Origin of the sequence: Anatilimnocola floriformis (genome assembly GCF_024256385.1) — a bacterium.
Classification (GTDB): Bacteria; Planctomycetota; Planctomycetia; order Pirellulales; family Pirellulaceae; genus Anatilimnocola; species Anatilimnocola floriformis.
Genome location: NZ_JAMLFW010000001.1, coordinates 2520955 through 2542301, shown reverse-complemented (window position 1 = coordinate 2542301; position 21347 = coordinate 2520955). Strand labels below are relative to the sequence as shown.

Here is a 21347-nt window from a genome sequence, read left to right as displayed (position 1 = left end):
AATCTGTGCCGCTGCGAACAAGGATGATTCGCGTTAAAGAAGCGAGTCGTACTTCTATCCTTTGCTTCGCCTGACAAAGAAACAAGTTGTAATCGCTGAACATTGCCTAAGTTTAATCGGCGATCCGCATCAGCCGAAGTAAGTCGTCGCTGCGCGAGTTAGGGCATGGGCATTTATCGGAAACCGTTCAGACGCCGTTCGATTGCCCAACCTTTCAGTGAGATAGCGACGATAGTTGTCAGTGGGCACCCTGCCGGTCTTCATCGGCCAATGTGCCCAGCCCAGCCCGTTTGCCCCGCGCTGGGCTTTTTCATGCGCGACACCGCGTATTCTTTTGTGGCTGGCTACTTTCGGCGGTATCGCAGACAATGAGTTGGCACCATGGATCTTCCATGTGCAGCCGTCCACGAAAGAACATGATGCCGCCATCGCCAGATTTTTCACTGCATGAAATAGAGCAGCACTTCACGGAACTTGTCGCTGGTGTGGAAGATCACGCCATTTTTCTGCTAGATGAGAACGGAATCATCCGTAGCTGGAACGCCGGGGCAGAGCGTATCAAAGGCTACAAACCGAATGAAATCATCGGGTTGTCTTTCACGCGATTCTACACGCAAGATGCAATTGACTCTGGATGGCCGCAGGAGGAACTGAGACGCGCCGCGTCTGGCGGCAGGATTCAAGATGAAGGATGGCGAGTTCGCAAAGATGGCTCGCAGATTTGGGCGAATGTGGTTATCACTTCGTTAAGAAACACAGATGGAAAACTTCGCGGGTTTCTCAAAATTACCCGAGATTTGACCGAACGCAAGGAAGCGGAAGAGAGGCTGCGGCAAAGCGAAGAGCGTTTGCGTCTGATGGTTGAAAGCGTACAGGATTACGCGATCTTCATGCTCGAACCGGACGGACGTGTGGCAACTTGGAATCTGGGTGCGGAGCGGATCAAAGGGTACACAGCGACTGAAATCATCGGGCGGCACTTCTCTGAGTTCTATTCATCAGAGGACGTTGCCAACGGTAAGCCTGCGAATGAGCTTGAAGTGGTAAAACGCGATGGCCGCATCGAAGATGAAGGCTGGCGTGTCCGCAAAGATCGAACCCAATTCTGGGCAAACGTTGTCATCACCGCGTTGTACGACACGAAAGGCGAATTACACGGCTTTGCCAAGATCACCCGCGACTTAACCCATAAACGCCACGTCGAGCAACTGCAACTTGCTGACAGACATAAAAACGAGTTTCTAGCGATGTTAGCGCATGAGCTTCGCAACCCGCTCGCGCCCATTCGTAACGGGGTCGAACTACTTAAAATAGCCAGCAGGGATGAGCCAGCAATCCAGCAAACCACCGTGATGATGGAGCGACAAATTGTGCATCTGATGCGGCTGGTCGATGACCTGCTAGATGTCTCGCGCATTGTAACGGGCAAGATTCATCTGGTCAGTCAGCCGATTGACGTGGGGGCCTTCGTCGAGCGGGCGATTGAAGAAATTCAGCCTGCGATTGATGCACGCGGACATGAGCTAATGCTCACGCGTCCTGCTCGGCCAATTTTTGTCGATGGCGACTTGGTGAGACTCTCGCAAGTTGTCAGCAACCTGTTGTCCAATGCCTCAAAGTACACTGACAAACCCAGCCAGATTTGGCTAACGATTGAACCCGGCAAAGACGAAGTCGCCATTCGTGTTCGGGACAATGGCGTGGGAATGACGGGCGATGAACTCACTAGGATTTTCAATCTCTTCGAGCAGGCTGATACCAGTATCGCACGCGCTCGCGGCGGTTTGGGGATTGGGTTAACGCTTGTCAAACGGATCGTCGAAATGCACGGCGGCTCGGTAACTGCAACCAGTGAGGGATTGGGAATAGGTAGTGAACTTACCGTTCATTTGCCATTAGCGAAGAACGCCCCTGCCACGCAAGCAGCGTTGAGCACACGCTGCGCTGCGAATGGTGGGCCGCGACGACGTGTCCTAATTGTCGATGACAACGTGGATGCCGCGACCAGCGTTGAGCATTTGCTGAGAGCGTGGGGGCACGATGTTCAATCTGCCTTCAATGGTCCCAGTGCAATTGAGAAGGCCAAGCACTTTCAACCACAGATCGTCCTGCTAGACATCGGGATGCCGGGTATGAACGGTTACGACGTCGCAAAGGCAATGCGTTCAGTGCCCGAATTTGAAGGGATGGTGATAGCCGCGCTCACTGGCTACGGTCAAACAGAGGACCGCCTACGCTCGAAGGAAGCCGGATTCAATCACCATCTGGTGAAGCCGCCAGACCCTACGACACTAGCCGCGCTGATTGCATCGCCGAACGCTGAAACTTTGAACTAATTGCCCCTACTTGCCCCTAGTGCGGAGTTGAATGGATGAGCGAGTCTGTTACTGCGAACCGTTTCGTTTGGCGCACCTTGAGCGGCGATGCTGGGCATCTGGAATTGTTCGACACCGGCACGAATCGACAAGTTGCTTTGATAACTGGTGACGGCCAGCACTACCAATGGACTCGAAAAACTAGCGCGTTGCTTCACGGCGCGCCGCCAGCAAATGGGGAAGAATCTACTTTGCTACGAGCGAAGATGGCCGTATTAAAGGGAATCCCAGATTAGCGGATTCGACTCAGTCCTTTGCTTTGATTTCGTTCTTGATCTGGCTGACGTCTTCCTTGACCTCCTTTAGCTCTTCTCGCATTTCCTGGACGTCTTTCCGAACTTCTTTCATCACGTCCCTGGCTTCGGAAATGACTTCCACTTGCTTCTGAATCAGCCCTTCGGATTGCTCAAGCCGTTTGTCCATCGTGACAATCTTTGCCAATATCTCTTTAATAAGTAGGGGCTCCGTTGTCTTGAGGATGTGTTCGTCAAACCCCGCAGCAAACGCTTCTTCTGGCTCTGAATAGGCAGTGAATGCGACTAACGGGATGAACCGCAAGTTCTCGTCCAGGCGGATAATCCTCGCTAAATCGTAGCCGGTCATTCCTGGCATGCCAATGTCCGACACGATGAATTTAGGTTTGCTCGACCGCGCAGAACTTAGCCCCTGTTCTGCAGAAAACGCAACTCGCGTCTCGTATCCGAACGTTTTCAGAAGCAATGCCATAACTCTCGCTGCATCCTGATTGTCGTCGATGACAAGTACATGGCTGCCCTCAGGTGACATTGTTCCCATTCCACTGACTGCTCTGAACCGAGTCTCACTGCAAGCGCTTCGTGCAGTTATGACGCAAAGGCAACGCAAAACCTGTACTTCAAACACGTCGATCAACTCAACTGCAATCGTTGCGCCCGCCTTGGAATTGTTGCCAGCCGACGGCAGTTGATTCAAACCGATTTGTAATGGATTTGCCGTGGTGTTCGAGTGCGAAGGCGTTACATTCGATAGGCCCTGAACGCTCTCCCCGCCAGATTCTTACCAGCAAGGACGGCAGCAGTGGTATCTCAGACCGCGCTATGCGCGAAGTGCAGCAGTGAAATCCAACCCGAAGTTGTGACAGGCGGTCGAGGCAAATTTCTTAGAGCGGGTTCAACGCACCAGCGGTTAATTTCCGCGGTTTCGGATACCGCTACACAGACCAGCAAATTCAATTGCCAGTGAGTCGCCGCCGGATCTCCTCCAGAACCTCCTGTTGGCTGGGCGGTTCCCCCAGATGCTTCGCAAATAGAGCGTCGAGTGCGGCAATATACGCCTCACCGAAGGCACTCGTTACGGCAGCAGCAGTTGTTGCGGAGATGGCTCCGCCGACAACCGACCCCACGCCCGGAATGAGCTTGAGCAAACTGCCGACGATCGCGCGACCAGTGAGAGTGGCTGCCGTTCCGCCCACCATGCTCGCCACAAGTGTGGTTAGGAACCCATCCGAAAACGCCAGTCCATAAGTCGCTGTGATTCCGGCCACCATGGCGATCTGCATCGGCACCAGCATCGCTGCATCCGCGAACGGCACGGGCATGGCGCCTATTCCGGCTGCGGACGATGCGGTCGTGGCCACGATCAAGTGAGACCGCTGCCGCTTGAGTGCCAAGTCGGCTTTTTGTGCGGCGACGAAGGCCCGCTTTTGCCCCTCGGGGAACAATTCCATCGTGAGTTGCACCAGCTCGACGAGCCCCATCGGCTGTAAGGTGTGACCGTCGTCGAACTCCTCTGCAATGGAGCGAGTGCGAACCACGTTCTTCGCTGCGGGCAGCAGGCGCTGAACCTCGGCGCGAAAGCCTTGGTCCGCACGAGCTTTAGTGATGACCGCAATGACCGGCATGAACTCGGCCAGCATCGCCGCCAGGTCGGTCTCTGCTTGCTCGACGCGGCGCAAATCTTCGACGATACAGATCCACGCGACATGAATTTGTTTCTTCTCGTCGCGATCTCGATTTCGTTCTTCAAGAAAAGCTCTGAGCGATTTCGTACTCGCGAAGTTGGAAAGCTCGAGACCGCGAGTATCGAAGATCGAGAGTGGAATGCCTTCCTTCGTAATCTCTCGCGTATCCTGAGTAACGGGTCGCCCTTGGCCCGTGGTGGCGAGATTCCCCTGAAAAACACTGTTGATCAGCGTACTCTTGCCAACTCCCGTTCGACCGGCGATGAGCACGTTGGCATGCCCTCGCTCCCGCAGCGCTTCTTCGAGCGCATTTTTAGCGAGCCCGCCAAAGTTGATCATGTCCATCGTCGTAATCCAGTGAAACGAAATTGAGGCCAGACTTCATTACACTCGCCGGCCCCGAAAAAAGCACCAGGACTGCGCCGAGGATCCGGAGCGCAGTGGCCACTCGCTCAGCTAAACTGAAAAGTGGTCGAACTGAGTCAGACAGGAGCACTCACATGCGGCGAAAATCAACGAGCAGGGTTTTGATCTTTGCGATCGTTTGTCTGAGCGCGATCATCGCGGCTCGGGCGGAGGACTCTTCAGTTAAGGCGAGTTTGGTTGACGTGCGAGATGGTAAGCCGCCCTTAAAATTCCACGGTGTCCGGCTGACTATCGAGAACAAACAAGAGAGGCCGACCTGGATCGTGCTGCCTTACTGGGGCGAGCGATCGTTGCCTGCAAAAGGCATTTTTCCGCTCGATGAGCATGATGGTCCAGGGTTTGGCGGCAAGGGCTTCGTGGGCGAAGGCGGCTCGGCCGTCGAAGTACTCATGTACGGAGGCGAAGGGTTTAGGGCGTTTCGTTTGCCAGGGAAGGGCTCACTTCAGCTTGACGGGTATGAGATCGAGTCGTGGAAAGAGATTGACGCCATCGATGTGATCGAAGCACGCGAGCTGAAGGTGAATGGAAAGACGCCGCTGGAGAAATGGCTACCCTACGCGACCACGTCTGATGCCAAAGTAAAGGTGGGAAGTCAGCAGTTGAACGTCGATTGGAAGAACCTCGATTGGGATGCGAAGAAATCAAAATCCAGGACCGATTACCCGACAGAGAAGGTCGAAAAGGTCGTCGCGGAAGATTTTCGAGTCTTTAAAGTCAAGATCGAGAAGATGAAGTAGCTACTGCTCTCGACCAGTAAATGATTCTTCATCGCGCCGCCACGAGAATCTCAGTTAGCCGTGCCCAAGCGACTTCAGCAAAAGCGAACGAAAGGCTGGCGGAAGCCACCGAACGCTGTAGTCGTCTCACGACCGTCCAAGTGGGGTAATCCCTTCCCAATTGATGACAAACACGATCGCGCATCCGTCGTCGCGAAGTATCGGGAGTGGATCAATGGGAATGATGCAAAGGCAATTTCACTTCGGTTGCAACTGGATGAACTTCGCGGCAAAGATCTGCTTTGCTTCTGCCCGCTGCCCGGGCCTTGCCATGGCGATGTCTTGCTGGAACTGGCAAATAGGTGACTCTTAGCGAGTCGCCCGGCGCTGATTCCAAACGAAGGCGCGATTTTGATGCTGGCTGCGCTCGTTCTGGCATTTCACTTCGGTGCGGGTTTCGCAGGGCTAGAGACGGATCGCGTGGTCTCGTTGCCGTTTTGTGGCTGTGAGAGCCCGGCATGAGGATTGCTGCTCAGGCGACCCTCGTGCGGATGAAAGCTTGAAACGCGGGCAAATCCGCGACTTCCCTGAAGGAGAAGTACCATGCGTTGGGCGGGTGGCAGACAGAGTGGCAATTTGGAAGACCGGCGGCGGATGGGAGCGGGCGGCATGGCCCTGGGGGGCGTAGGAACGATTCTCGTCGTACTGTTCATGCTCTGCATGGGTGCTGACCCGCGGCAGATCATGCAGGTCGTGCAGCAGGTCGAGGTCCAGCGGCCGGTTGGGGCTCCCGACGCGGAGGAGCGGCCGGAAACGCCGGAAGAAACCCGCAGCCGCGAGTTTGCTGCCACAATTCTGGGCTTCACCGAAGACGTCTGGGGCGAGCAGTTCCGGCAGACAGGTTCCGAATATGAACCGCCAAAGATGGTCCTGTTTTCGCGCGGCGTGAACACCGGCTGCGGCTCGGCGCCGTCAGAAGTCGGCCCGTTCTACTGCCCGCGCGACCGCACGGTCTATCTCGACCCCACCTTCTTCGAGGAGCTCGAACGCAAGCTTGGCGGCTCGAAAGCCGAGTTCTCACAGGCCTACGTCATCGCCCACGAGATCGGGCATCATGTGCAGAACCTGCTGGGCTATAGCGACCTCGTGCACAGCAAGCGCCGCGTCGTCAATGACGAGGAATACAATCAATGGTCGGTGCGGCTTGAACTGCAGGCGGACTACTTGGCCGGCGTCTGGGCTCATTACGGTCAAAAGAAGTTCAATTTCATTGAGCCAGGGGACGTCGAATCGGCGATTCGTTCTGCCAATGCGATCGGCGATGATCGCCTGCAGCGTCGCTCGAGAGGCTTCGTCTCGCCGGAGCGTTTCACCCACGGCACTTCTGCGCAACGCGCCAAATGGTTCACGATGGGCCTCCGCTCCGGCGATCTCGGCAGGCTGAAGCAGATTTTTGAGATGCCGTATGAGGATCTGTGACAAGACCGCACCATGACCCAGAAGTTGGATTCGACGCGGTAATTGTGGGCTGTTTAATTTCGCTGATCCACTAGTGTCCAGCGGCTTGTTGCCTCGGCGAACTGCACGCGTGCTGCGAAGGGAACGCCCTGCCGTAACGAGTTCGGCAACCGGCAGTCGGGCTGCGGAGACGGTTCTGCGTACAGATGAAGAGAACGTTGAGCGACAAGGGTAGTTTGACGGAAAACGTATTGCCGATCAGTGGCCGCACCGGCTCTCGAAGCAATGGAAGTTTACTCGCCGACTCGGTCTACTGCACCGGCGGGAGCGATCGAATCACAAGGACCGTCATGTGCCGGTCCAGTGCAGTGTTTGGTTATGCCCCGGGCAACTTGCCATCGACAGAGTCGAGCCAAAGTGACCAAGCGGCGGGATCACCGGGCGAGCCATCGGCCCAGACGCCCGTGCAGAGGTCGCCCAAAATCGCGCCTACCGCGTAGTCCGTCCCCATGCCGTGGTAATACTCCAAGACGCGGAGCATCGCCCGGTATGCCTCGGCAAGCGTCATCTGTTCCGTGGCACGCGGATGTTTGTCGAATGAGTCGAGGGGCATAACTACTTATTCTCTTGCGCAACGGTCACGGTCGGTAACGGGTCTTTTTGTTACGGGGAAATTCTATGGCTGACCTCGAAAGACATCGGAAACCCTTGATTGTTTTTCATCGCCCCCTCGCTTTTTCTCAAACATAAAAGACATGGGCTGACGCAACACCCAGGGCCGCCCTTGTAGCCGCCTTTCTACGAATCTAGAGATTTCCAAAAAGTCGGCTTCATCATCTGCCGTAAACTGCTGAGCGCGGCCGCTGAAATTCCTGGCCTTGCTAACATGGTTACGCGATCCTGTTGAGGTCATCACTAGCATCTGATCTAGGCTACCAAGGGGCGGAAAATCGTAATACGCTCTCTTTTCTTCGTTTTGAGAGCCAGGAATCGCCACAGTGTAGATCCGCACATCACGAATATCGTCCTGCACAATCGCCACGGCACTCAAATAACAGCGCTGGGGACGGGGAGCCAGCGCCGCTGCCACGAAAAATGCGATAACACACGCAAGTGCAGTCATTCCAAGCACTGCTCGCATGCTAAACTGAAGCATTATAGCCATGCCTTTACAATAATGACTCTTGCATCCCCACCGGTCGAAGTTCAGCACAAAGCCAAGGCGGCGCTCACAGAACTATTTCAGCAAGTGAGGATAGACGAGACGCCTGTGATCGTCGAGCGGATCGTGGCAGACATCGACGAGATCGTGCGGATGGTACGATTAGTTGATGCGGCAGCACCGTCCGTAGAGAAAGACTGATGGCAGTTTCCTTACTGTAGGTTACGACACCACAAATAGTTTACTTGCTAGGGAAAGAAGCGCCATTCTCCACTTGAGGCGTCAACCATTGCTTGGCAAGCGGCCGGCACGGTCGCTCTGCCCAGCCCACGCGCTTTCTGGTTAGTAAATGCATCCCGACCAACAACCCGGACTGGACAAAGCCGTTAACCAAATTCCTGGCGACAACTGAGAGCGCAGAGGTGCCCGCCATTCTGGCGGTTCATCGTGCTTAGTTGGCCGGGCAGTACCGGCTCGAACGGATCGCGGTCAACTGCGCCGTGCTGAGACTCGCAGGGTTGGCAGTAATGCTCGACGTTGGAGTAAACATCAGATTGCCGTTGTCCGTTAATTCATGCCCTCCGTTGCCGACGTCGAATCCCTCGAGCAGCACGTGCGTGATCTCGTGCCCCATGGTCCACTGGCTGCCTGTCGAGCTGACGACCGCGATCGCCCGCTTCGATGCGTCTTGCTCGGCACAGCCGTTGATTTCCTTGCCGTTGTTGTCGGTGATCTTCTTGGCGATAAAGACGACGATTTCGTTGGCCCCGACACCCTGGAGCCCCTTGTCGAGCAGCGCCGTCATTTCCGAGCTCAGACCCGACTTGTTCAGATTGCACTCGCCGACGTTGACGTCTTCGAACATCGTTTGCTCGGCCGCGGTCAGCCCCAGCGATTGGCCGCTGACGGTAACCAGCTGGATGCCATACTGGGCAAAGACCATCCGGGCGTTATTTTCTTGCCGGGAGATGGGTTCGGTGGTATCGGGCACCAGCGAACGGAGGTGAATACGGACGCTATGTTTGAACGCCGGCGTCGCTGGCAACGGTGGCAGCACGGGTCCGGCCCCGGGCAGCGCCTTATCAAGCTCCTTCATGGTGAGCTGGCCGACGATGCCGTCTGGGAAAAGACCTTTGGAGCGTTGGAACGACTTTACTCTTTCAAAAGTTTCGTTGCCGAAGATACCGTCGGGCGAGCCGAATTTCTTGGTCGAGATGTCCATAAAGTGGCCCAGGTCAATGAGCGCCTGCTGGATGACCCGGACCGGTTCACCCTTCTCGCCCCAGCCCATCGCAGGTTTGTTCGAGGCAGCCTTTTCAAGCCGGCGGTTGCCGGCGAAGCGCGGTGAGCTGAGAGCCATAATGATCCTTTTCTTGTAGTGGTCAGTGACTGAGCGTGCCCCTACTTCTGATTGTCGAGCGAACAACCGAAAAGTTGACCAAAAAAGAGGAAAATCCCCGTTGGCCAAGGATAATGAGGGGTCAGAGTGCGTCGGCAGTTAGCCGGGGGTCAATGACGGATGGCTCGAGGAGAACGCGCGATGAATAGGTTGCTCGTCGCGTCATCAGCAGCTAACCAACGACCGACCACCCAGAGCGGTCGGATACGAAGTTGCGATTGGTTTGGCTTGCGCGCTCTGGTTAGTAAATGCGTCCCGACCAGCACTCCGAACGCAACAACCGCTGTCTCAGATAAAATGGATCCCAGTCGGCGCGCTGCTGGCCATTGAAGGATGGTTCGCTCGAGTAACCGTACAGCGCGCTTTGGAAAATTGATGCCGGCCTTGCAATATTTAATCTGGATCAAAACGGGACGATCGTTCAGTTTCTTGCCTTAAAAACTGTGTCTTCGACCTCGGTTCGGTAATAGGGTCAGTGATGTTAAGAAGTGTTGTCTTTGGAGTGTTGAGCTTGGTTGGCTGGGGTGTGCTGGCGGCTGAACCGCATCAGCCTCCCAATGGGAATGCCTCCATTCAGAATCGATCTGGCTCATCCGAGATCTCCATCACAACGACCGAGCGCCTTGCTGGGGCGATCCACTCGCTGACGTGGGACGGCAAGGAGTTTATCGACAGCCACGACCACGGCCGGCAACTCCAGTCCGCCGCCAGCTTCGACTGTGCTTTGGCGAAAGAGTATTGGGCGGAGTGCTTCAATCCTACCGAAGCCGGTTCAAGAGCGGACGGAGTTGGCGAAACGTCGTCGAGCAAACTCGTCCAGATCACTGCCGCCGGTCCAGAATTGCTCACAACCACGAGAATGGCGTTCTGGTTAGCGCCTGGCGAGAGGTCTTTCGATCGTCCGGCACTCAATGATCAGGTCGTTTCGGAGCATCTCGTCTCGAAGCGAGTTCGCATCGGGTATAAGAAGCTGGATAATGTCATCGACTACGAGGTCACGTTTACAGTTCCCAAAAACGAACGCCACAACTACGCACAGTTTGAGGCTTTGACCGGTTACATGCCTCCCGAGTTCAATCAGTTCTGGAAGTTCCGACCGACTTCCGGCACGTTGGAGGAATTAGACGATGGGCCGGGCGAGCAGGAGTTCCCTGTAGTATTCGCCACCGAGAACGGGTCCCATGCAATGGGAATATTTTCGCCCGCGCAGCCCTCTCGCGGATACGAGAAAGCTGGCTACGGTCGCTTTCGTTTCAAGGCGGAAAAGGTTGTGAAATGGAACTGTGTTTTCCGTGAGCGAGACCGGCAGGGGATCGGCGCGGGCCAGCGCCGCTTCCAGATGTTCGTCGTGGTCGGAAAGCTAGGCGAAGTAAAGAAGTCCCTGGTCACACTCATCGCAGAATTTGACGCGGGCCAGCGATAAGTTGGGAAACTCGGCACTAAATGGAATGGTGCCGCACTAAACAAGCTTCCCTGCTTACACCAACGCTTCGAACCATTCCTGGTGTCGGCGCTCTCGGTTAGTAAATGCGTCCCGACCAGTACCCCGAACTGGACAAACCCGTTAACCAAATTCCAAGGGACAACAGAGAGCGCAGAGAGTTTTCGCGAGAGTGGTGGCAGGATCGCCGCCAGACTAAAATAGGGTGCGCAGAACGGCGACGTCGAGAGATCGCTGCGGTTGCCGTAAACCCTTGCAGATACGCTAGTAAACGCGAACGGCCAGAGAAACTCTCTGGCCGGCGTGGTGCGTTAACCCGTGGGTAGCCACGGGTTAGGGATTTTGGAGAAGCTCCCCCCGCAGGACTCGAACCTGCGACCCGGCGGTTAACAGCCGCCTGCTCTACCAACTGAGCTAGAGGGGAAGATAGACCCACTAAGTTACTTGACCGACCGCTTCTCGGCAAGGCTGGTGTGCGGTCTTTTTTCGACTCCGACGGTGCAGTTTGACCGCGCATCGCGAACAACCCGAAAAATCGCTGCAACAGGGCCCTGTTTTTCCGATTGCGCCTTCTGGATGGACACCGGCGACCGGAAAAAGTTCGCCGTGCGGGCGGCAGTTGGTGTCGGCAGGGTCAGTTCACGCTGGTAGTCACGCGGTCGCCTCGCTGGCTGACAACCGCAGCGGCTTCTGCTACAAAAATCGATCTTTCAAATCGAACCGCTCTTACCCATTGAACAAGTCCACCCGCAGGAACTCTCTCCATGGCTACCAATGCTTCCCTGAATCGCAAACTTCGCATGGCACTGGTGGGTGGCGGTCAGGGATCGTTCATCGGCCGCGTGCATGCGACGGCAGCCGTGCTCGACAATCGCGCGGCGCTTGTGGCTGGCGCCCTCAGCAGTGATCCGGCTCGGGCCAAGGCTTCGGCGCCGGATTACGACATTGCCGAAGACCGGGCATACACTTCGATCAATGAGCTCGTGCAAAAGGAAAAGGCTCTCCCTGCTGAGCAGCGCATCGATTTTGTTTCGGTCGCCACGCCGAACCACACGCACTTCGAAATCGCCAAGACAGCCGCAGAGGCCGGCTTCAATGTCATCTGCGATAAGCCGATGACCTTTGATCTCAAGCAAGCCGAAGACCTAGCTGCCATCGTCGCCAAGAGCGGCGTGGTCTTTGCCGTCTCGCACAATTACACGGGCTATCCTATGGTGCGGCAGGCTCGCGAGATGATCCTCGCTGGCGAACTCGGCGAAATCAACGCCGTCCGTAGCAACTACATTCAAGGTTGGTTGCGGACGCGTCTGGAATCGAGCGATCAAAAGCAAGCCGCCTGGCGGACCGACCCCACGAAGAGCGGCGCTGCTGGCTGCTTCGGCGACATTGCCACGCACGCTTACAACCTGGGCCGTTACATGACCGGCCTGCTCCCAGCCGAGATCAGCTGCCATCTGAAAACCTTCGAACAAGGCCGCGCCCTCGATGACTACGGCACGGCCCTCATCAAGTACGAAAACGGTGGCTTCGGCTGCGTGACCGCCTCGCAGATCAGCCATGGCCGCGAGAACGACCTGTCGATCGAAATCGACGGCACGAAGGGTGCCATCCAATGGCGGCAGGAAGAGCCCAACACGCTAGTCTTCCGCCAAAACGGCCAGCCGCACAAGCTCTACACCCGCAACGGCGGCCCGTACATCGGTGCCCAATCCGGTGCCGCGAGCCGTCTGCCCAGCGGTCACCCCGAAGCCTTCTTTGAGGCCTTTGCCAACGTATATCGCAGCGCCTACGACGACATGATCCTCCGCGCCGCCGGCAAGCCGTTCGAAGCCGTCAACACGATCTACCCGAACATCAACGATGGTGTGGAAGGGATGTACTTCATTCAGCAAGCCGTCGAATCGAGCAAGCAAGGCGGGGCTTGGCTGCCGCTGAAGCACAAGCTGGCTCGCCGCTAGACACTCGTTTGGGGGTGTCTTCGGGCGAAGGTTATATAACCCCTGCGATTTTTTTTCAATGACGCCGCAAGTCTTTCCTGAAAAATGACTTGCGCAATTATTGAGGGGTTATAGATGCCATTTTCTATAACCTTTTATAACCCTTTTCGAGCGTTTTATAACCTCTATACAACGCTAGCATAACGACTCATGCCGACTTCCTCGTGGTCTTGGCAGATCTTTATTCCCAGTTACTGCAGAGCGGCAGCATTGAGCTGTTATTCGCAACGCGCGCAGCATCTCCCCATCCCGGTCATCGCCTCTCACAAAGCCGGTCGGTGAGTCAAATTACTGGTCGGTAAATTGCCAAAGAGCGGAAAGCACTTGAGCGATTGTGGGCGGTAGGATTGACAACTCAGGTCCGACGCAATCTGCGACTCGGGATACGCCTACGCCGGACATTTTGAGAGCCACCGGCCATGAGTGACAAACCCGTTTTTGTCGCGCTCGCGGAAGTGAAGCCGCTGGCTGGCTGCGAGCTCGACCCGCAGAAAATTGCCGGCGCTTGTGTCCGTTGCTATGTCAGCGCCAAGAACGAACGTCTCGCCGTGAAGGCCATTCGAGCGGCGCTCGCGACGTTGCGATACGAGGTGGTCGATATTGAGTGGTGCGTTGACGACGCCGAGGTCGAATGGGAAAACCCGGCGAATTCGGAAGGGCTCGAGCTCGTCGAGGCGGCGCGGAAACTCGGTGAGGTGCAATTCGGCGAGTTTCATGCGTGGACAGGCGAGGAAGACGAATCGTAGGATGATGTCGCTCGCGAAACTTCCACGGGCGCTCTTACGCAACCTCACGCGATTCGAAAAAGGCAGGCTTGGCGTGCTGCACCATTTCGGAGACATGCTGGATCGTGATGGCGACTATTGGACGATCGTGCCGAATCGGGAGCGGCATGCCTATCGCATCGGCGACGTGCCGATGGGGAGCCGGGAAGTAACGACGGTCACCATCGGCAAGGAAGACCAGCATTGGTCGCGAGCACTGACGCTGCCGAGTCTGGTTGAGCTAACGCTGCACGAGCCGACTCACGAACAGCTCGCTGCCATCGGCGAGTTGCGTTCGGTCAAGCGGTTGCGAGTCACGCACGCGAAGGTGAAGACGATCGAGTTCATCCGCGGGCTGACTGCCGTGGAAGAGTTGGTCCTCGAGTACGTTTCTGGTTTTACGGATCTGTCGCCCCTGCAAAGCTTGCCGCGATTGCGGGCGCTGCACATCGAGAATCTGCGGCGGGTCGTTGATTTTAGCGGCTTGTCGGGGGTGGAAAATCTGCGCTACCTCGCGATTAATGGAACGCTCGACTGGAAGCAACCGATTGACAACTTCAAATTTCTCCGCGGCTTGCCGATGCTGGAAGTGCTCTGCCTGTGGCAGATGATTACCAAGCAAGCGTACCCAGCGTTGCTCCCTGCCTTGAGTCTCAAGAAACTGAAGAAATTGAAATTGCACAGCTCCTACTTAGCGACCGCGGAATACGCGCTGCTCGAAGAAGGGCTACGCGGAGTAGAAGGGGCCGAATGGGGCCCGCACCACACGGTCGCCTACCGGTACATTGCTCTGCCGCCAACGGACATTCGGGCGCATCTTCCGGCCGACGTTATTCGTGCCAAGTACCCGGAGGTGACGGTGCGCTTCGATGGGAAGCGCGAGATCGAGGATCCCGATTCGCGGTGGATTGAATTCACGGGTAAGGGTGAACGTGCGGTAAAGTTAAACTCCGCCACGGCAGAGACGAGGTGCCGCGAATATGTGGCGCGATATGCTGCACTGAAGCAGGAAGCGCGGCGACTCATCGATCAGCGGAATGGTTTGGATACGTGAAGTCTTCGGCGGCTACCGTTGTCGCAACACGCTTACGACTGACGTCCCAGCGATTTCGCTGCGATGTCCTCGAGCGAGAGACCGAGTTGCATCTGCGCTGCCGATTCTCCAGCATCGTCGCGATTGGCGTACTTCAGAAAATTCATCAGCTTGCGGAGCGGCGATTGATCGAAGCCGAACCAGCGCGGTTGATAGTCGGTGAGCAGCAACCGCAACAGAATCTCGGCGAGTTGGTAGGAGTGTTTCTGCATGTCGCCGGGGCTGCTAAAGCCATCGCCCGACCAGAACTTTTCCAGGCCTTCGGCCCGCCAGAATGCCTTTTGCTCGCCGACGTCCTTGGGATTGAGATAGAACTGCTTGTTGCCTAGGTCGTGTTCGAAGAGTTGTGCTAGTCCTTCTTCAATCCACAGCGGCAACGTCAAATGCGCGAGCGCCGCATGCGTCAATTCATGGGCAGACGTCTGAAAGAGGTCGTTCCCAAGGATCTGCAACATCGCCACATGGCTGTAGCTGTTGCGGATGTGCATGCCCGACGAGCCGCCGTACTCACCATCGCCGTGATAGTCGGCGACGTGCGCGTAGTATGCATCGTTGCCGGCAAAGATCAGGATCGGTGTCTTTCCCGGCGTAGTGAATTTCGCCAAACCGGGCAGATTCTGTTGCAGGCCGCGACGACAATCTTCGGCATGCGAGCCGAGTGAACTGAGACGCACTTCTCCGGGAAAGCCGAAGAGCAGGAAGTGCTTCGTCTCCAAAATCTGATACCGATCGCCAAATTGCTCGTTGATTAAATGCAACCACTGCAGGGCGAGTTCGGTCCAGGCCTTGAACTGATCTTCTTTCTCGACGTAGAGTTCCACCCATTCACCGATGCGATCCCAATCGGGCATCGCAAAATGGGTTTCACTAAACAGGAAGTTCTCAACCTTCAGTTCGTCGTGCATGAGCGTTGATCATTGTTCTGCATTCTGCGTTTTACCTTCTGCATTTATTTCAAGCTCTCCAAATAACCGATCACATCGGCAAAGTCCTGCAGCGACAGCCCATCCTTCAAGCCGTTCGGCATGAGGCTGAGGTTGCTGGTCTTGTGCTCGTCGATGTCGGCTTTCGGAATGCTGATGGTCTTCCCTTCGACGTCGATCAGCTCGAGGACCTGGTCATTGTCGGTCTTGATGATCCCTTGCTTGACCGAACCATCGGCGAGCAACGCCGTCGTCACGCGGAAGGCTTCGGCGACGCGGTTCGAGGGTTCGAGCACGCTGCGGATCAGTTCTTCGCGCGGATACTTGGCGCCAATGTTGGAAAGCTCGGGGCCGACCTTCGAGCCTTGGCCAGCGATCGCGTGACACTTCACGCAGCCGACGCCCTTCATGTCGAAAAACAGTGTCTTGCCGTGGGCAGCGTCACCTTTGTTCTTGGCGGCGAAGTCGCGATAGACCTCAGGATCGAGTTGCTTCGGCGTGTTCTCGTAGAGGAACGCAAACTCTTTGTTCGGCAACCGGAGCGACAACCCCATATCCCACGGGCCGCCATCGTTGCCGCAGAGAAAGAAGACGTCGTTCTTGCCTTTCTTTAGCGTCAGTCGGCCTTTGTCGAGGCTGTTGCCGTTCCAGCCGCGGTTGTTGTTGAACTCATAGACCTTCTCGCCGTTGACGTAGAGCTTGGCCTGATCGTCGCTGCCGATGAGGAACTCCAGCGACTTGTCTTCGTCGGCTTCGATCGTGGTGTAAGCGAGCACCCACACATTATCGCTCGGCTTCACATGTTGGCCGGGTTGCACGCGGCCGACGGGATCTTTGGTCTCGACTTTTTTCCACTGGAGCGACTTCTCGCCGAGCACGACGGGATGCGACATATCGGGGGCCTTGGTCAGATCGACCTTCGGCTCGCCCTTGTCTTTGGGAAAACTGCCGAGCAAGTACCAGGTGCTGATCGGCGTCGGGCCGGCGAACACGCCTTGCAGTTCGCGGCGCATCGCGGGAGTCAGTTCGTTCGCCTTGTGGCGAGCGATGATCTCGTCCTTGATGTCGATCTTCAGCGCGGTGAGGGCCGTGCGGCAAGCATCGCGGAGGGTGTTGTTCTTGCTGCTCAGGCCTTGCAGGTATTGGCCGACCGCGCGCTTGTCGGGCATGAGCGCGAGGGACGCGGCGACGTCTTGTTCCAGATCGGCTTGTGTCGAAATTTCGATCAGCGCGGGAATGGCTTCCTTGATCTGCGCTTCGCCAGCCGCACGGATGGCGACTTTGCGAACGTCGGCCGATTCGTCTTTCAGCGCTTGCTGAATCGATTCGACGGCAGCCGAGCCCGCCATGCGAGCGACCGCGTCGATGGCTTTGGCGCGAACTTCCACGTCCTTGCTGACGAGGAGCTTTTGCACCGAGGGGAGAGCCTCTTTGGCCTTGAGAGTCGCGAGCGCGGTCAAGGCATCGGCCAGGAGCGGCGCGGGGCTGTTGTCATCGCCGACGATGGCTTTCGCGGTGTCGACGGTTTGGGGTGCTTTGTTGGTGAGGAGCGTTTGCAGCGCTTCACGACGCAGATCGGCAGGGAGCTTCGTATCGGCAGCAAAACCAGCCACGATCGGCAGCGCGGCGGGATCGCGAACTTCGCCAACGACTTTGAAGGCAGCGCGGCGAACGCCTTCGTCCTTGCTGGTCAACGCAGTGCGGACAGTGGCGAGGACTTGCGAAGTGCCCGACCAATCATGAATCTTGCTGCGGGCCGGTTTGCCCTTGGCGGGTTGTGTGCCCCACCAGCCTTTTTCGTAAGGATCGGCTTTGTGGTGGGCTTCGGCGATCGCTTCGACAGCGGCAGCGCGAACTTCTGGATGCTTGGCGTTTTCGGCAGCCCAAGCGAGCGCGGCGACAGCATCGTCGGAGTAGACGCCGGTGAGCGTGACCAGAAGCGCGTTGCGCTGCGTGGTATTGTCGCTATCGAGAATTTCCTTGGCCGGTTTCCAATCGTTGATCTGCCGAAGCGATTGCATGGCAATGTGACGAACGGTGGCGTCTTCATCGGCGAGTTCGGCGAACAACGGCTTGGCCGCGGCGGGAGCGGCGATGCGACCGAGCGCGATGGCGGAATTCAAACGGACCGCGGCGTCTTCGTCGCTCAGCTCCTTCACGAGCGACTCGGCCCCGGCATTGAGCTTGCGATTGCCGATGGCTCGCGCGGCTTGCGCGCGGACGTCAGCATTTTTATCGACGAGACCTTTTTGGAAAGCCGGCAGTGGATCGTAAGAAGCGTTGGCTTCGGCGATGTCGTTGGCAATCCACAGGGCGTGGATCTTCGCAAACTTGTCAGCACCGACGTCATTCAAAATGGCCAGAGTTTTGTCGGCAGCGCCGGGTTGCTTCGAGGCTTTCCACTGCGCCTGCATCCGGATCGCATGGTTCGGATTGCTGAGCGACTTGAACGGATCGGCATCGAGTGCGGCGGGATTGCCGCCTTCTTTACCCGTGTAAGTCACGCGCCACAAACGGCCGCAGACTTTGGGATTCGTCCAGCCGCCAAAATTCCAATCGCCGACGTACATGTGCTTGCCGTCGGGGCTGAAGCACAAATCCTGCGGGCGGAAATCTTCCTTGCTGGCCGGGTCTTTGACGAGGAAATCTTCCATCGTGGCTTCGAAGGTCGCGCCCTTCCGCTTCGGGAAGAAGACCTGCACCTTGCCTTTGCCCCATTCGCAATGGAAGGCAGCGTCTTGAAATTTTGCGGGCCAGGCCGCTTCGCGATAGCAGGCGGCGCCGACGGGCGAACCGCCGCCGTGCTCGCTGATCCGCGGCAAGTGACGTTCGGCGTGCTTCAAATAATCGTAGGGATAGCCGTAGTAACCGCTCGGCACGTGGTGCGTGAACCGCGTCCACCAACCGAGGCCGTCGTCGGTGTTGTCGTAGGTAAAGATATTGTCGAGCGAGTCCATCGCCACATCGAGATGGTTCCGCGTGCCGCTGGTCACCACTTCGAGCCGCGTGCCATCGAGTCGCATGCGGGCCACGCCGCCACCTTCGAGCGTAATGGTGCTGCCGTCGGCGCCGGTCGCTTTCGGAATGCCTTTGTCGCCGACCGAAATGTAAACGTAGCCATCCATGCCCAGTCGCGTGCCGGTCACAATGTGATCGTTGAAACCAAACACACCCGCCGGCGGACCAAAGCCGCTCGCCAGGTCTTTTCGTTCATCGGCCACGCCGTCGCCGTTGGTGTCGCGAAACACCGAGTAGAGCGGAGCGTGCATCACATACAGCGCGCCATCGTGCCAGGCCATGCCGAACACGGCAGCGAGATTTTCGGCAAAGACGGTGCGAATCGGCTTGCCCGTTTCCTTGTCCCAGCGAATGAAAATGATCCGGTCGATGTGCTTCGTCGTCGGCCCGCGCATGTCCATCGGATCTTCGCCGACGTACAAGTTGCCGGCGTCGTCGCACGTGACCACCGAGGGATGCTCGATGTCCGGTGGCGAATAGATCAGGTCGACTTGAAAGTCGGGAGCGAGACACTTTTGCGCGGAGGCGACGCTGGGCAACAGAGAAACGAGTAGCAGCGCGATGCCAAGGAGAGACCGGGCCATAGAACCTCAAGGGAGAGTCATCGATCGCTCCGCGATCGATGAATGCGGGTGGGATTTTTGAAAACTTTGGCGGTGGATTGAAGCGTTGAGTCCAATCATCGATCGCGGGAGCGATCGACGACTGTGGGCGAAGACTGGCGGGGAAACAGCATCATAATTAGGCGGGGCGGTTCTTGTAGAGGTTAAACGTAATGTGAGCTTGCCCCTGATGGTGGCCTTCGTGCCAGGCCAGAATGTGCAGCACGTCGAGGAACGAGAGCTTCCGTTCGGCGAGGGCTGGCGGCATCCAGCCGAGTTGGGCATCGCCAAAGGTGCTGAGCGTGGCGAGCAAATGCTGACGGCTTTCGGTGAGGACCTGACGAATGGTGGCCGCGGTCGGAATATCGTCGTCGGGCGTGCTGCCACCTTTGAAGCGCGGCACGAGCTCGGCATAGGCCGGTTTTTTGTCGGTCAGCCGTTCGGTGGCAAAGAGCTCTTCGGTGATGCCGATGTGCATCAGTTGCCAGGCGATGTGAGCCCGGCCTGGGCCGGGGCGATAACCGAGCGCGGCTTGCGGATTGGGGTCTTGCTCGATCTTGTCGAGCAAGGCGAGCGTGCGCGGGCGATTGAATTGCAGGGCGGCGATGATGGAGTGGAGAGTGCTCATAAAATCCTTTGCGATCGTTGTCCAGACTCGGCTGCGGAACATCCTCCGCGGCGATTATGTTAGCACGGTTGAGCGGCGTGAAAACTGACGGTGAATTGACAATGCCCCCTGCCCGTGCGGGGCCCTTTTGACTATGATTTGCGAATGGCAACGTATCTGCTCTTGACATTCTATTGCATCTTCATCGTGCTGGCCTCGCTCTCGGGCGGAGCGTTGCCGTGGCTGGTCCGTTTTACGCACCGGCAAATGCAATTGCTGATGAGCTTTGTCGGCGGACTGATGCTCGGCGTGGCGGTGCTCCATCTCTTTCCGCACGGCGTGTACGAATTGGGCCGCATCAAGACGATCGCGCAGCCGCTCGACCTGTCGGCTATCTGGTTGCTCGCTGGTTTGCTCTGCATGTTCATGCTGATTCGCGTTTTTCATGTCCACGCGCACGAGCATGGCGATACGAGTGACGTCGGCCACGGCCCACACTGCGAACACGATCACGACCACGGCGTGGGCCATCATCATCATGGGCATGGTCACGAGCCGCTATTGCATCTCGGCGCGAAGGAAGCGGCTGGCGATTCGGCGCATCGTTTTAGTTGGGTCGGCCTGGCGATTGGTTTGTCGTTGCACACGCTCATCGATGGCCTGGCCCTCGGCGCCGCAGTGCAGGCGGAGATGTTGCACGCGCATTGGCTGGCAGGGCTGGGAACGTTCCTCGCCGTGGCGCTGCACAAACCGCTCGATGCGTTGAGCATTACTTCGCTGATGGCGGCCGGCGGTTGGACCAGACGACAGGCCTGGCTGGCGAACATTCTCTTTGCCCTGATGTGCCCGATCGGCGCGTTTGCCTTTGTGGCGGGTAGCGGTGGACTGGGTGGATATCAAACGTTGGTCGTCGGTTGTGCCTTGGCGTTTTCGGCTGGCGTGTTTCTCTGCATCTCGCTGGCCGATCTGCTGCCGGAACTGGCGTTTCACGCGCACGATCGCCTGCCGCTCACCGTGGTGCTGCTGATCGGTGTCGCGCTGGCATGGGTCATCGGCAAGTTTGAACCGGCCCATACGCACAGCTTGCAGCAACCACCGCCGAAGATCGAGCAGCACGATCATTCGCACTCAAAAGATAGCGACGGCAACGGGCGATAGGCCGGCGATTCGCAGTAGCGTTGCGATCTGCAACGGGACTAACAGCGAAAACAAAAAGCCGACCAAAACAAACAGCCAGAACATCCAAACTGGGACTAACGGGTCGCGAACTTGAAGCGTCTCGCGCGCCCGCTGACCGAATACACGACAAGTAAAGAGCGGCGTGAAACCCATCAAGCCAATTCCGTAATAAATCATTCCTAGGAACGCAGGGATGAGCAAAAACACTCCCAGCAGGGCGGTGAAAACGACGGCTGCCGCGAAGCTCC

19 protein-coding genes and 1 tRNA gene are annotated in these 21347 nt (G+C 57.2%); 11 read left to right on the top strand and 9 right to left on the bottom strand.

Translation table 11 applies throughout. The annotated features are described in order from the left end of the window. The first annotated feature begins 416 nt into the window (after positions 1 to 416). Positions 417 to 2336 carry a PAS domain-containing hybrid sensor histidine kinase/response regulator gene (locus M9Q49_RS09865; RefSeq protein WP_254508559.1) on the top strand — a complete coding sequence of 640 codons (1920 nt, stop codon included), beginning with the start codon at positions 417 to 419 and terminating at the stop codon, positions 2334 to 2336. 35 nt (positions 2337 to 2371) lie between these two features. Then, positions 2372 to 2611: a hypothetical protein gene (locus M9Q49_RS09860; protein WP_254508557.1), complete on the top strand. Its 240-nt coding sequence runs from the start codon at positions 2372 to 2374 to the stop codon at positions 2609 to 2611. A 10-nt stretch (positions 2612 to 2621) separates the two neighbouring features. Here the strand turns inward: M9Q49_RS09860 and M9Q49_RS09855 are convergent, their stop codons facing one another. Next, positions 2622 to 3161: a response regulator gene (locus M9Q49_RS09855; RefSeq protein WP_254508556.1), complete on the bottom strand. Its 540-nt coding sequence runs from the start codon at positions 3159 to 3161 to the stop codon at positions 2622 to 2624. Positions 3162 to 3582: 421 nt separating this feature from the next. Next, positions 3583 to 4659 (bottom strand): YcjF family protein, encoded by a 1077-nt coding sequence (locus M9Q49_RS09850; protein ID WP_254508555.1) that lies wholly within the window; start codon positions 4657 to 4659, stop codon positions 3583 to 3585. 155 nt (positions 4660 to 4814) lie between these two features. Between M9Q49_RS09850 and M9Q49_RS09845 the strand changes: the two genes are divergently transcribed. The 3 genes from M9Q49_RS09845 (at position 4815) to ypfJ (ending at position 6935) form a co-directional block, all read left to right on the top strand. Continuing rightward, positions 4815 to 5477, top strand: coding sequence for a hypothetical protein (locus M9Q49_RS09845; RefSeq protein ID WP_254508554.1), 663 nt, complete (start codon positions 4815 to 4817; stop codon positions 5475 to 5477). Positions 5478 to 5537: 60 nt separating this feature from the next. Continuing rightward, complete coding sequence (locus tag M9Q49_RS35965) at positions 5538 to 5822, top strand: DUF4326 domain-containing protein (RefSeq protein WP_390843710.1); 285 nt, start codon at positions 5538 to 5540, stop codon at positions 5820 to 5822. A 237-nt stretch (positions 5823 to 6059) separates the two neighbouring features. Beyond that, the gene (gene ypfJ, locus M9Q49_RS09840; protein WP_254508553.1) at positions 6060 to 6935 is read left to right on the top strand and encodes a KPN_02809 family neutral zinc metallopeptidase; all 876 of its coding nucleotides are present in this window, start codon (positions 6060 to 6062) and stop codon (positions 6933 to 6935) included. A gap of 355 nt (positions 6936 to 7290) precedes the next feature. Here ypfJ and M9Q49_RS09835 read toward each other — a convergent pair whose 3' ends face one another. Further along, positions 7291 to 7527 carry a hypothetical protein gene (locus M9Q49_RS09835; protein ID WP_254508552.1) on the bottom strand — a complete coding sequence of 79 codons (237 nt, stop codon included), beginning with the start codon at positions 7525 to 7527 and terminating at the stop codon, positions 7291 to 7293. A 63-nt stretch (positions 7528 to 7590) separates the two neighbouring features. Then, positions 7591 to 8037: a hypothetical protein gene (locus M9Q49_RS09830; RefSeq protein WP_254508551.1), complete on the bottom strand. Its 447-nt coding sequence runs from the start codon at positions 8035 to 8037 to the stop codon at positions 7591 to 7593. 54 nt (positions 8038 to 8091) lie between these two features. Between M9Q49_RS09830 and M9Q49_RS09825 the strand changes: the two genes are divergently transcribed. Continuing rightward, a complete protein-coding gene (locus M9Q49_RS09825; RefSeq protein WP_254508550.1) occupies positions 8092 to 8277 on the top strand; it encodes a hypothetical protein in 186 nt (61 codons plus the stop codon). A gap of 250 nt (positions 8278 to 8527) precedes the next feature. Here the strand turns inward: M9Q49_RS09825 and M9Q49_RS09820 are convergent, their stop codons facing one another. Continuing rightward, positions 8528 to 9436 carry a peptidoglycan-binding domain-containing protein gene (locus M9Q49_RS09820; protein WP_254508549.1) on the bottom strand — a complete coding sequence of 303 codons (909 nt, stop codon included), beginning with the start codon at positions 9434 to 9436 and terminating at the stop codon, positions 8528 to 8530. A 517-nt stretch (positions 9437 to 9953) separates the two neighbouring features. On the opposite strand from M9Q49_RS09820, the gene M9Q49_RS09815 reads away from it, so the two are divergent. Next, complete coding sequence (locus M9Q49_RS09815; protein WP_254508548.1) at positions 9954 to 10898, top strand: hypothetical protein; 945 nt, start codon at positions 9954 to 9956, stop codon at positions 10896 to 10898. Between the two features lie 369 nt (positions 10899 to 11267). On the opposite strand, the gene M9Q49_RS09810 is transcribed toward M9Q49_RS09815, so the two are convergent. Then, positions 11268 to 11340 (bottom strand) — tRNA-Asn (locus M9Q49_RS09810). Between the two features lie 340 nt (positions 11341 to 11680). Here M9Q49_RS09810 and M9Q49_RS09805 point away from each other — a divergent pair. The 3 genes from M9Q49_RS09805 to M9Q49_RS09795 all read left to right on the top strand — a co-directional run bounded on the left by M9Q49_RS09805 (position 11681) and on the right by M9Q49_RS09795 (position 14731). Next, positions 11681 to 12874, top strand: a complete 1194-nt coding sequence (locus tag M9Q49_RS09805) for a Gfo/Idh/MocA family protein (protein WP_254508547.1) — start codon at positions 11681 to 11683, stop codon at positions 12872 to 12874. Between the two features lie 458 nt (positions 12875 to 13332). Continuing rightward, positions 13333 to 13659, top strand: a complete 327-nt coding sequence (locus tag M9Q49_RS09800; protein WP_254508546.1) for a hypothetical protein — start codon at positions 13333 to 13335, stop codon at positions 13657 to 13659. Between the two features lie 94 nt (positions 13660 to 13753). Further along, the gene (locus M9Q49_RS09795) at positions 13754 to 14731 is read left to right on the top strand and encodes a hypothetical protein (protein WP_254508545.1); all 978 of its coding nucleotides are present in this window, start codon (positions 13754 to 13756) and stop codon (positions 14729 to 14731) included. 32 nt (positions 14732 to 14763) lie between these two features. Here the strand turns inward: M9Q49_RS09795 and M9Q49_RS09790 are convergent, their stop codons facing one another. The 3 genes from M9Q49_RS09790 to M9Q49_RS09780 form a co-directional block, all read right to left on the bottom strand. Continuing rightward, positions 14764 to 15675, bottom strand: coding sequence for a hypothetical protein (locus tag M9Q49_RS09790; protein WP_254508544.1), 912 nt, complete (start codon positions 15673 to 15675; stop codon positions 14764 to 14766). Positions 15676 to 15719: 44 nt separating this feature from the next. Continuing rightward, on the bottom strand, positions 15720 to 19295 hold the full coding sequence (locus tag M9Q49_RS09785; protein ID WP_254508543.1) for a PVC-type heme-binding CxxCH protein: 3576 nt from the start codon (positions 19293 to 19295) through the stop codon (positions 15720 to 15722). A 157-nt stretch (positions 19296 to 19452) separates the two neighbouring features. Then, on the bottom strand, positions 19453 to 19941 hold the full coding sequence (locus M9Q49_RS09780) for a DinB family protein (protein ID WP_254508542.1): 489 nt from the start codon (positions 19939 to 19941) through the stop codon (positions 19453 to 19455). 144 nt (positions 19942 to 20085) lie between these two features. On the opposite strand from M9Q49_RS09780, the gene M9Q49_RS09775 reads away from it, so the two are divergent. Next, entirely contained in the window at positions 20086 to 21078 is a 993-nt protein-coding gene (locus M9Q49_RS09775) for a ZIP family metal transporter (RefSeq protein ID WP_254508541.1), read from the top strand. Positions 21079 to 21347 lie beyond the last annotated feature (269 nt).

What these genes read in the sequence shown, in the direction of transcription:
- M9Q49_RS09865 (WP_254508559.1), top strand. Translation starts at nt 417, where the DNA reads ATGATGCCGCCATCGCCAGATTTTTCACTGCATGAAATAGAGCAGCAC.
- M9Q49_RS09860 (WP_254508557.1), top strand. Translation starts at nt 2,372, where the DNA reads ATGAGCGAGTCTGTTACTGCGAACCGTTTCGTTTGGCGCACCTTGAGC.
- M9Q49_RS09855 (WP_254508556.1), bottom strand. Translation starts at nt 3,161, where the DNA reads ATGTCACCTGAGGGCAGCCATGTACTTGTCATCGACGACAATCAGGAT.
- M9Q49_RS09850 (WP_254508555.1), bottom strand. Translation starts at nt 4,659, where the DNA reads ATGGACATGATCAACTTTGGCGGGCTCGCTAAAAATGCGCTCGAAGAA.
- M9Q49_RS09845 (WP_254508554.1), top strand. Translation starts at nt 4,815, where the DNA reads ATGCGGCGAAAATCAACGAGCAGGGTTTTGATCTTTGCGATCGTTTGT.
- ypfJ (WP_254508553.1), top strand. Translation starts at nt 6,060, where the DNA reads ATGCGTTGGGCGGGTGGCAGACAGAGTGGCAATTTGGAAGACCGGCGG.
- M9Q49_RS09835 (WP_254508552.1), bottom strand. Translation starts at nt 7,527, where the DNA reads ATGCCCCTCGACTCATTCGACAAACATCCGCGTGCCACGGAACAGATG.
- M9Q49_RS09830 (WP_254508551.1), bottom strand. Translation starts at nt 8,037, where the DNA reads ATGACTGCACTTGCGTGTGTTATCGCATTTTTCGTGGCAGCGGCGCTG.
- M9Q49_RS09825 (WP_254508550.1), top strand. Translation starts at nt 8,092, where the DNA reads ATGACTCTTGCATCCCCACCGGTCGAAGTTCAGCACAAAGCCAAGGCG.
- M9Q49_RS09820 (WP_254508549.1), bottom strand. Translation starts at nt 9,436, where the DNA reads ATGGCTCTCAGCTCACCGCGCTTCGCCGGCAACCGCCGGCTTGAAAAG.
- M9Q49_RS09815 (WP_254508548.1), top strand. Translation starts at nt 9,954, where the DNA reads ATGTTAAGAAGTGTTGTCTTTGGAGTGTTGAGCTTGGTTGGCTGGGGT.
- M9Q49_RS09805 (WP_254508547.1), top strand. Translation starts at nt 11,681, where the DNA reads ATGGCTACCAATGCTTCCCTGAATCGCAAACTTCGCATGGCACTGGTG.
- M9Q49_RS09800 (WP_254508546.1), top strand. Translation starts at nt 13,333, where the DNA reads ATGAGTGACAAACCCGTTTTTGTCGCGCTCGCGGAAGTGAAGCCGCTG.
- M9Q49_RS09795 (WP_254508545.1), top strand. Translation starts at nt 13,754, where the DNA reads ATGCTGGATCGTGATGGCGACTATTGGACGATCGTGCCGAATCGGGAG.
- M9Q49_RS09790 (WP_254508544.1), bottom strand. Translation starts at nt 15,675, where the DNA reads ATGCACGACGAACTGAAGGTTGAGAACTTCCTGTTTAGTGAAACCCAT.
- M9Q49_RS09785 (WP_254508543.1), bottom strand. Translation starts at nt 19,295, where the DNA reads ATGGCCCGGTCTCTCCTTGGCATCGCGCTGCTACTCGTTTCTCTGTTG.
- M9Q49_RS09780 (WP_254508542.1), bottom strand. Translation starts at nt 19,941, where the DNA reads ATGAGCACTCTCCACTCCATCATCGCCGCCCTGCAATTCAATCGCCCG.
- M9Q49_RS09775 (WP_254508541.1), top strand. Translation starts at nt 20,086, where the DNA reads ATGGCAACGTATCTGCTCTTGACATTCTATTGCATCTTCATCGTGCTG.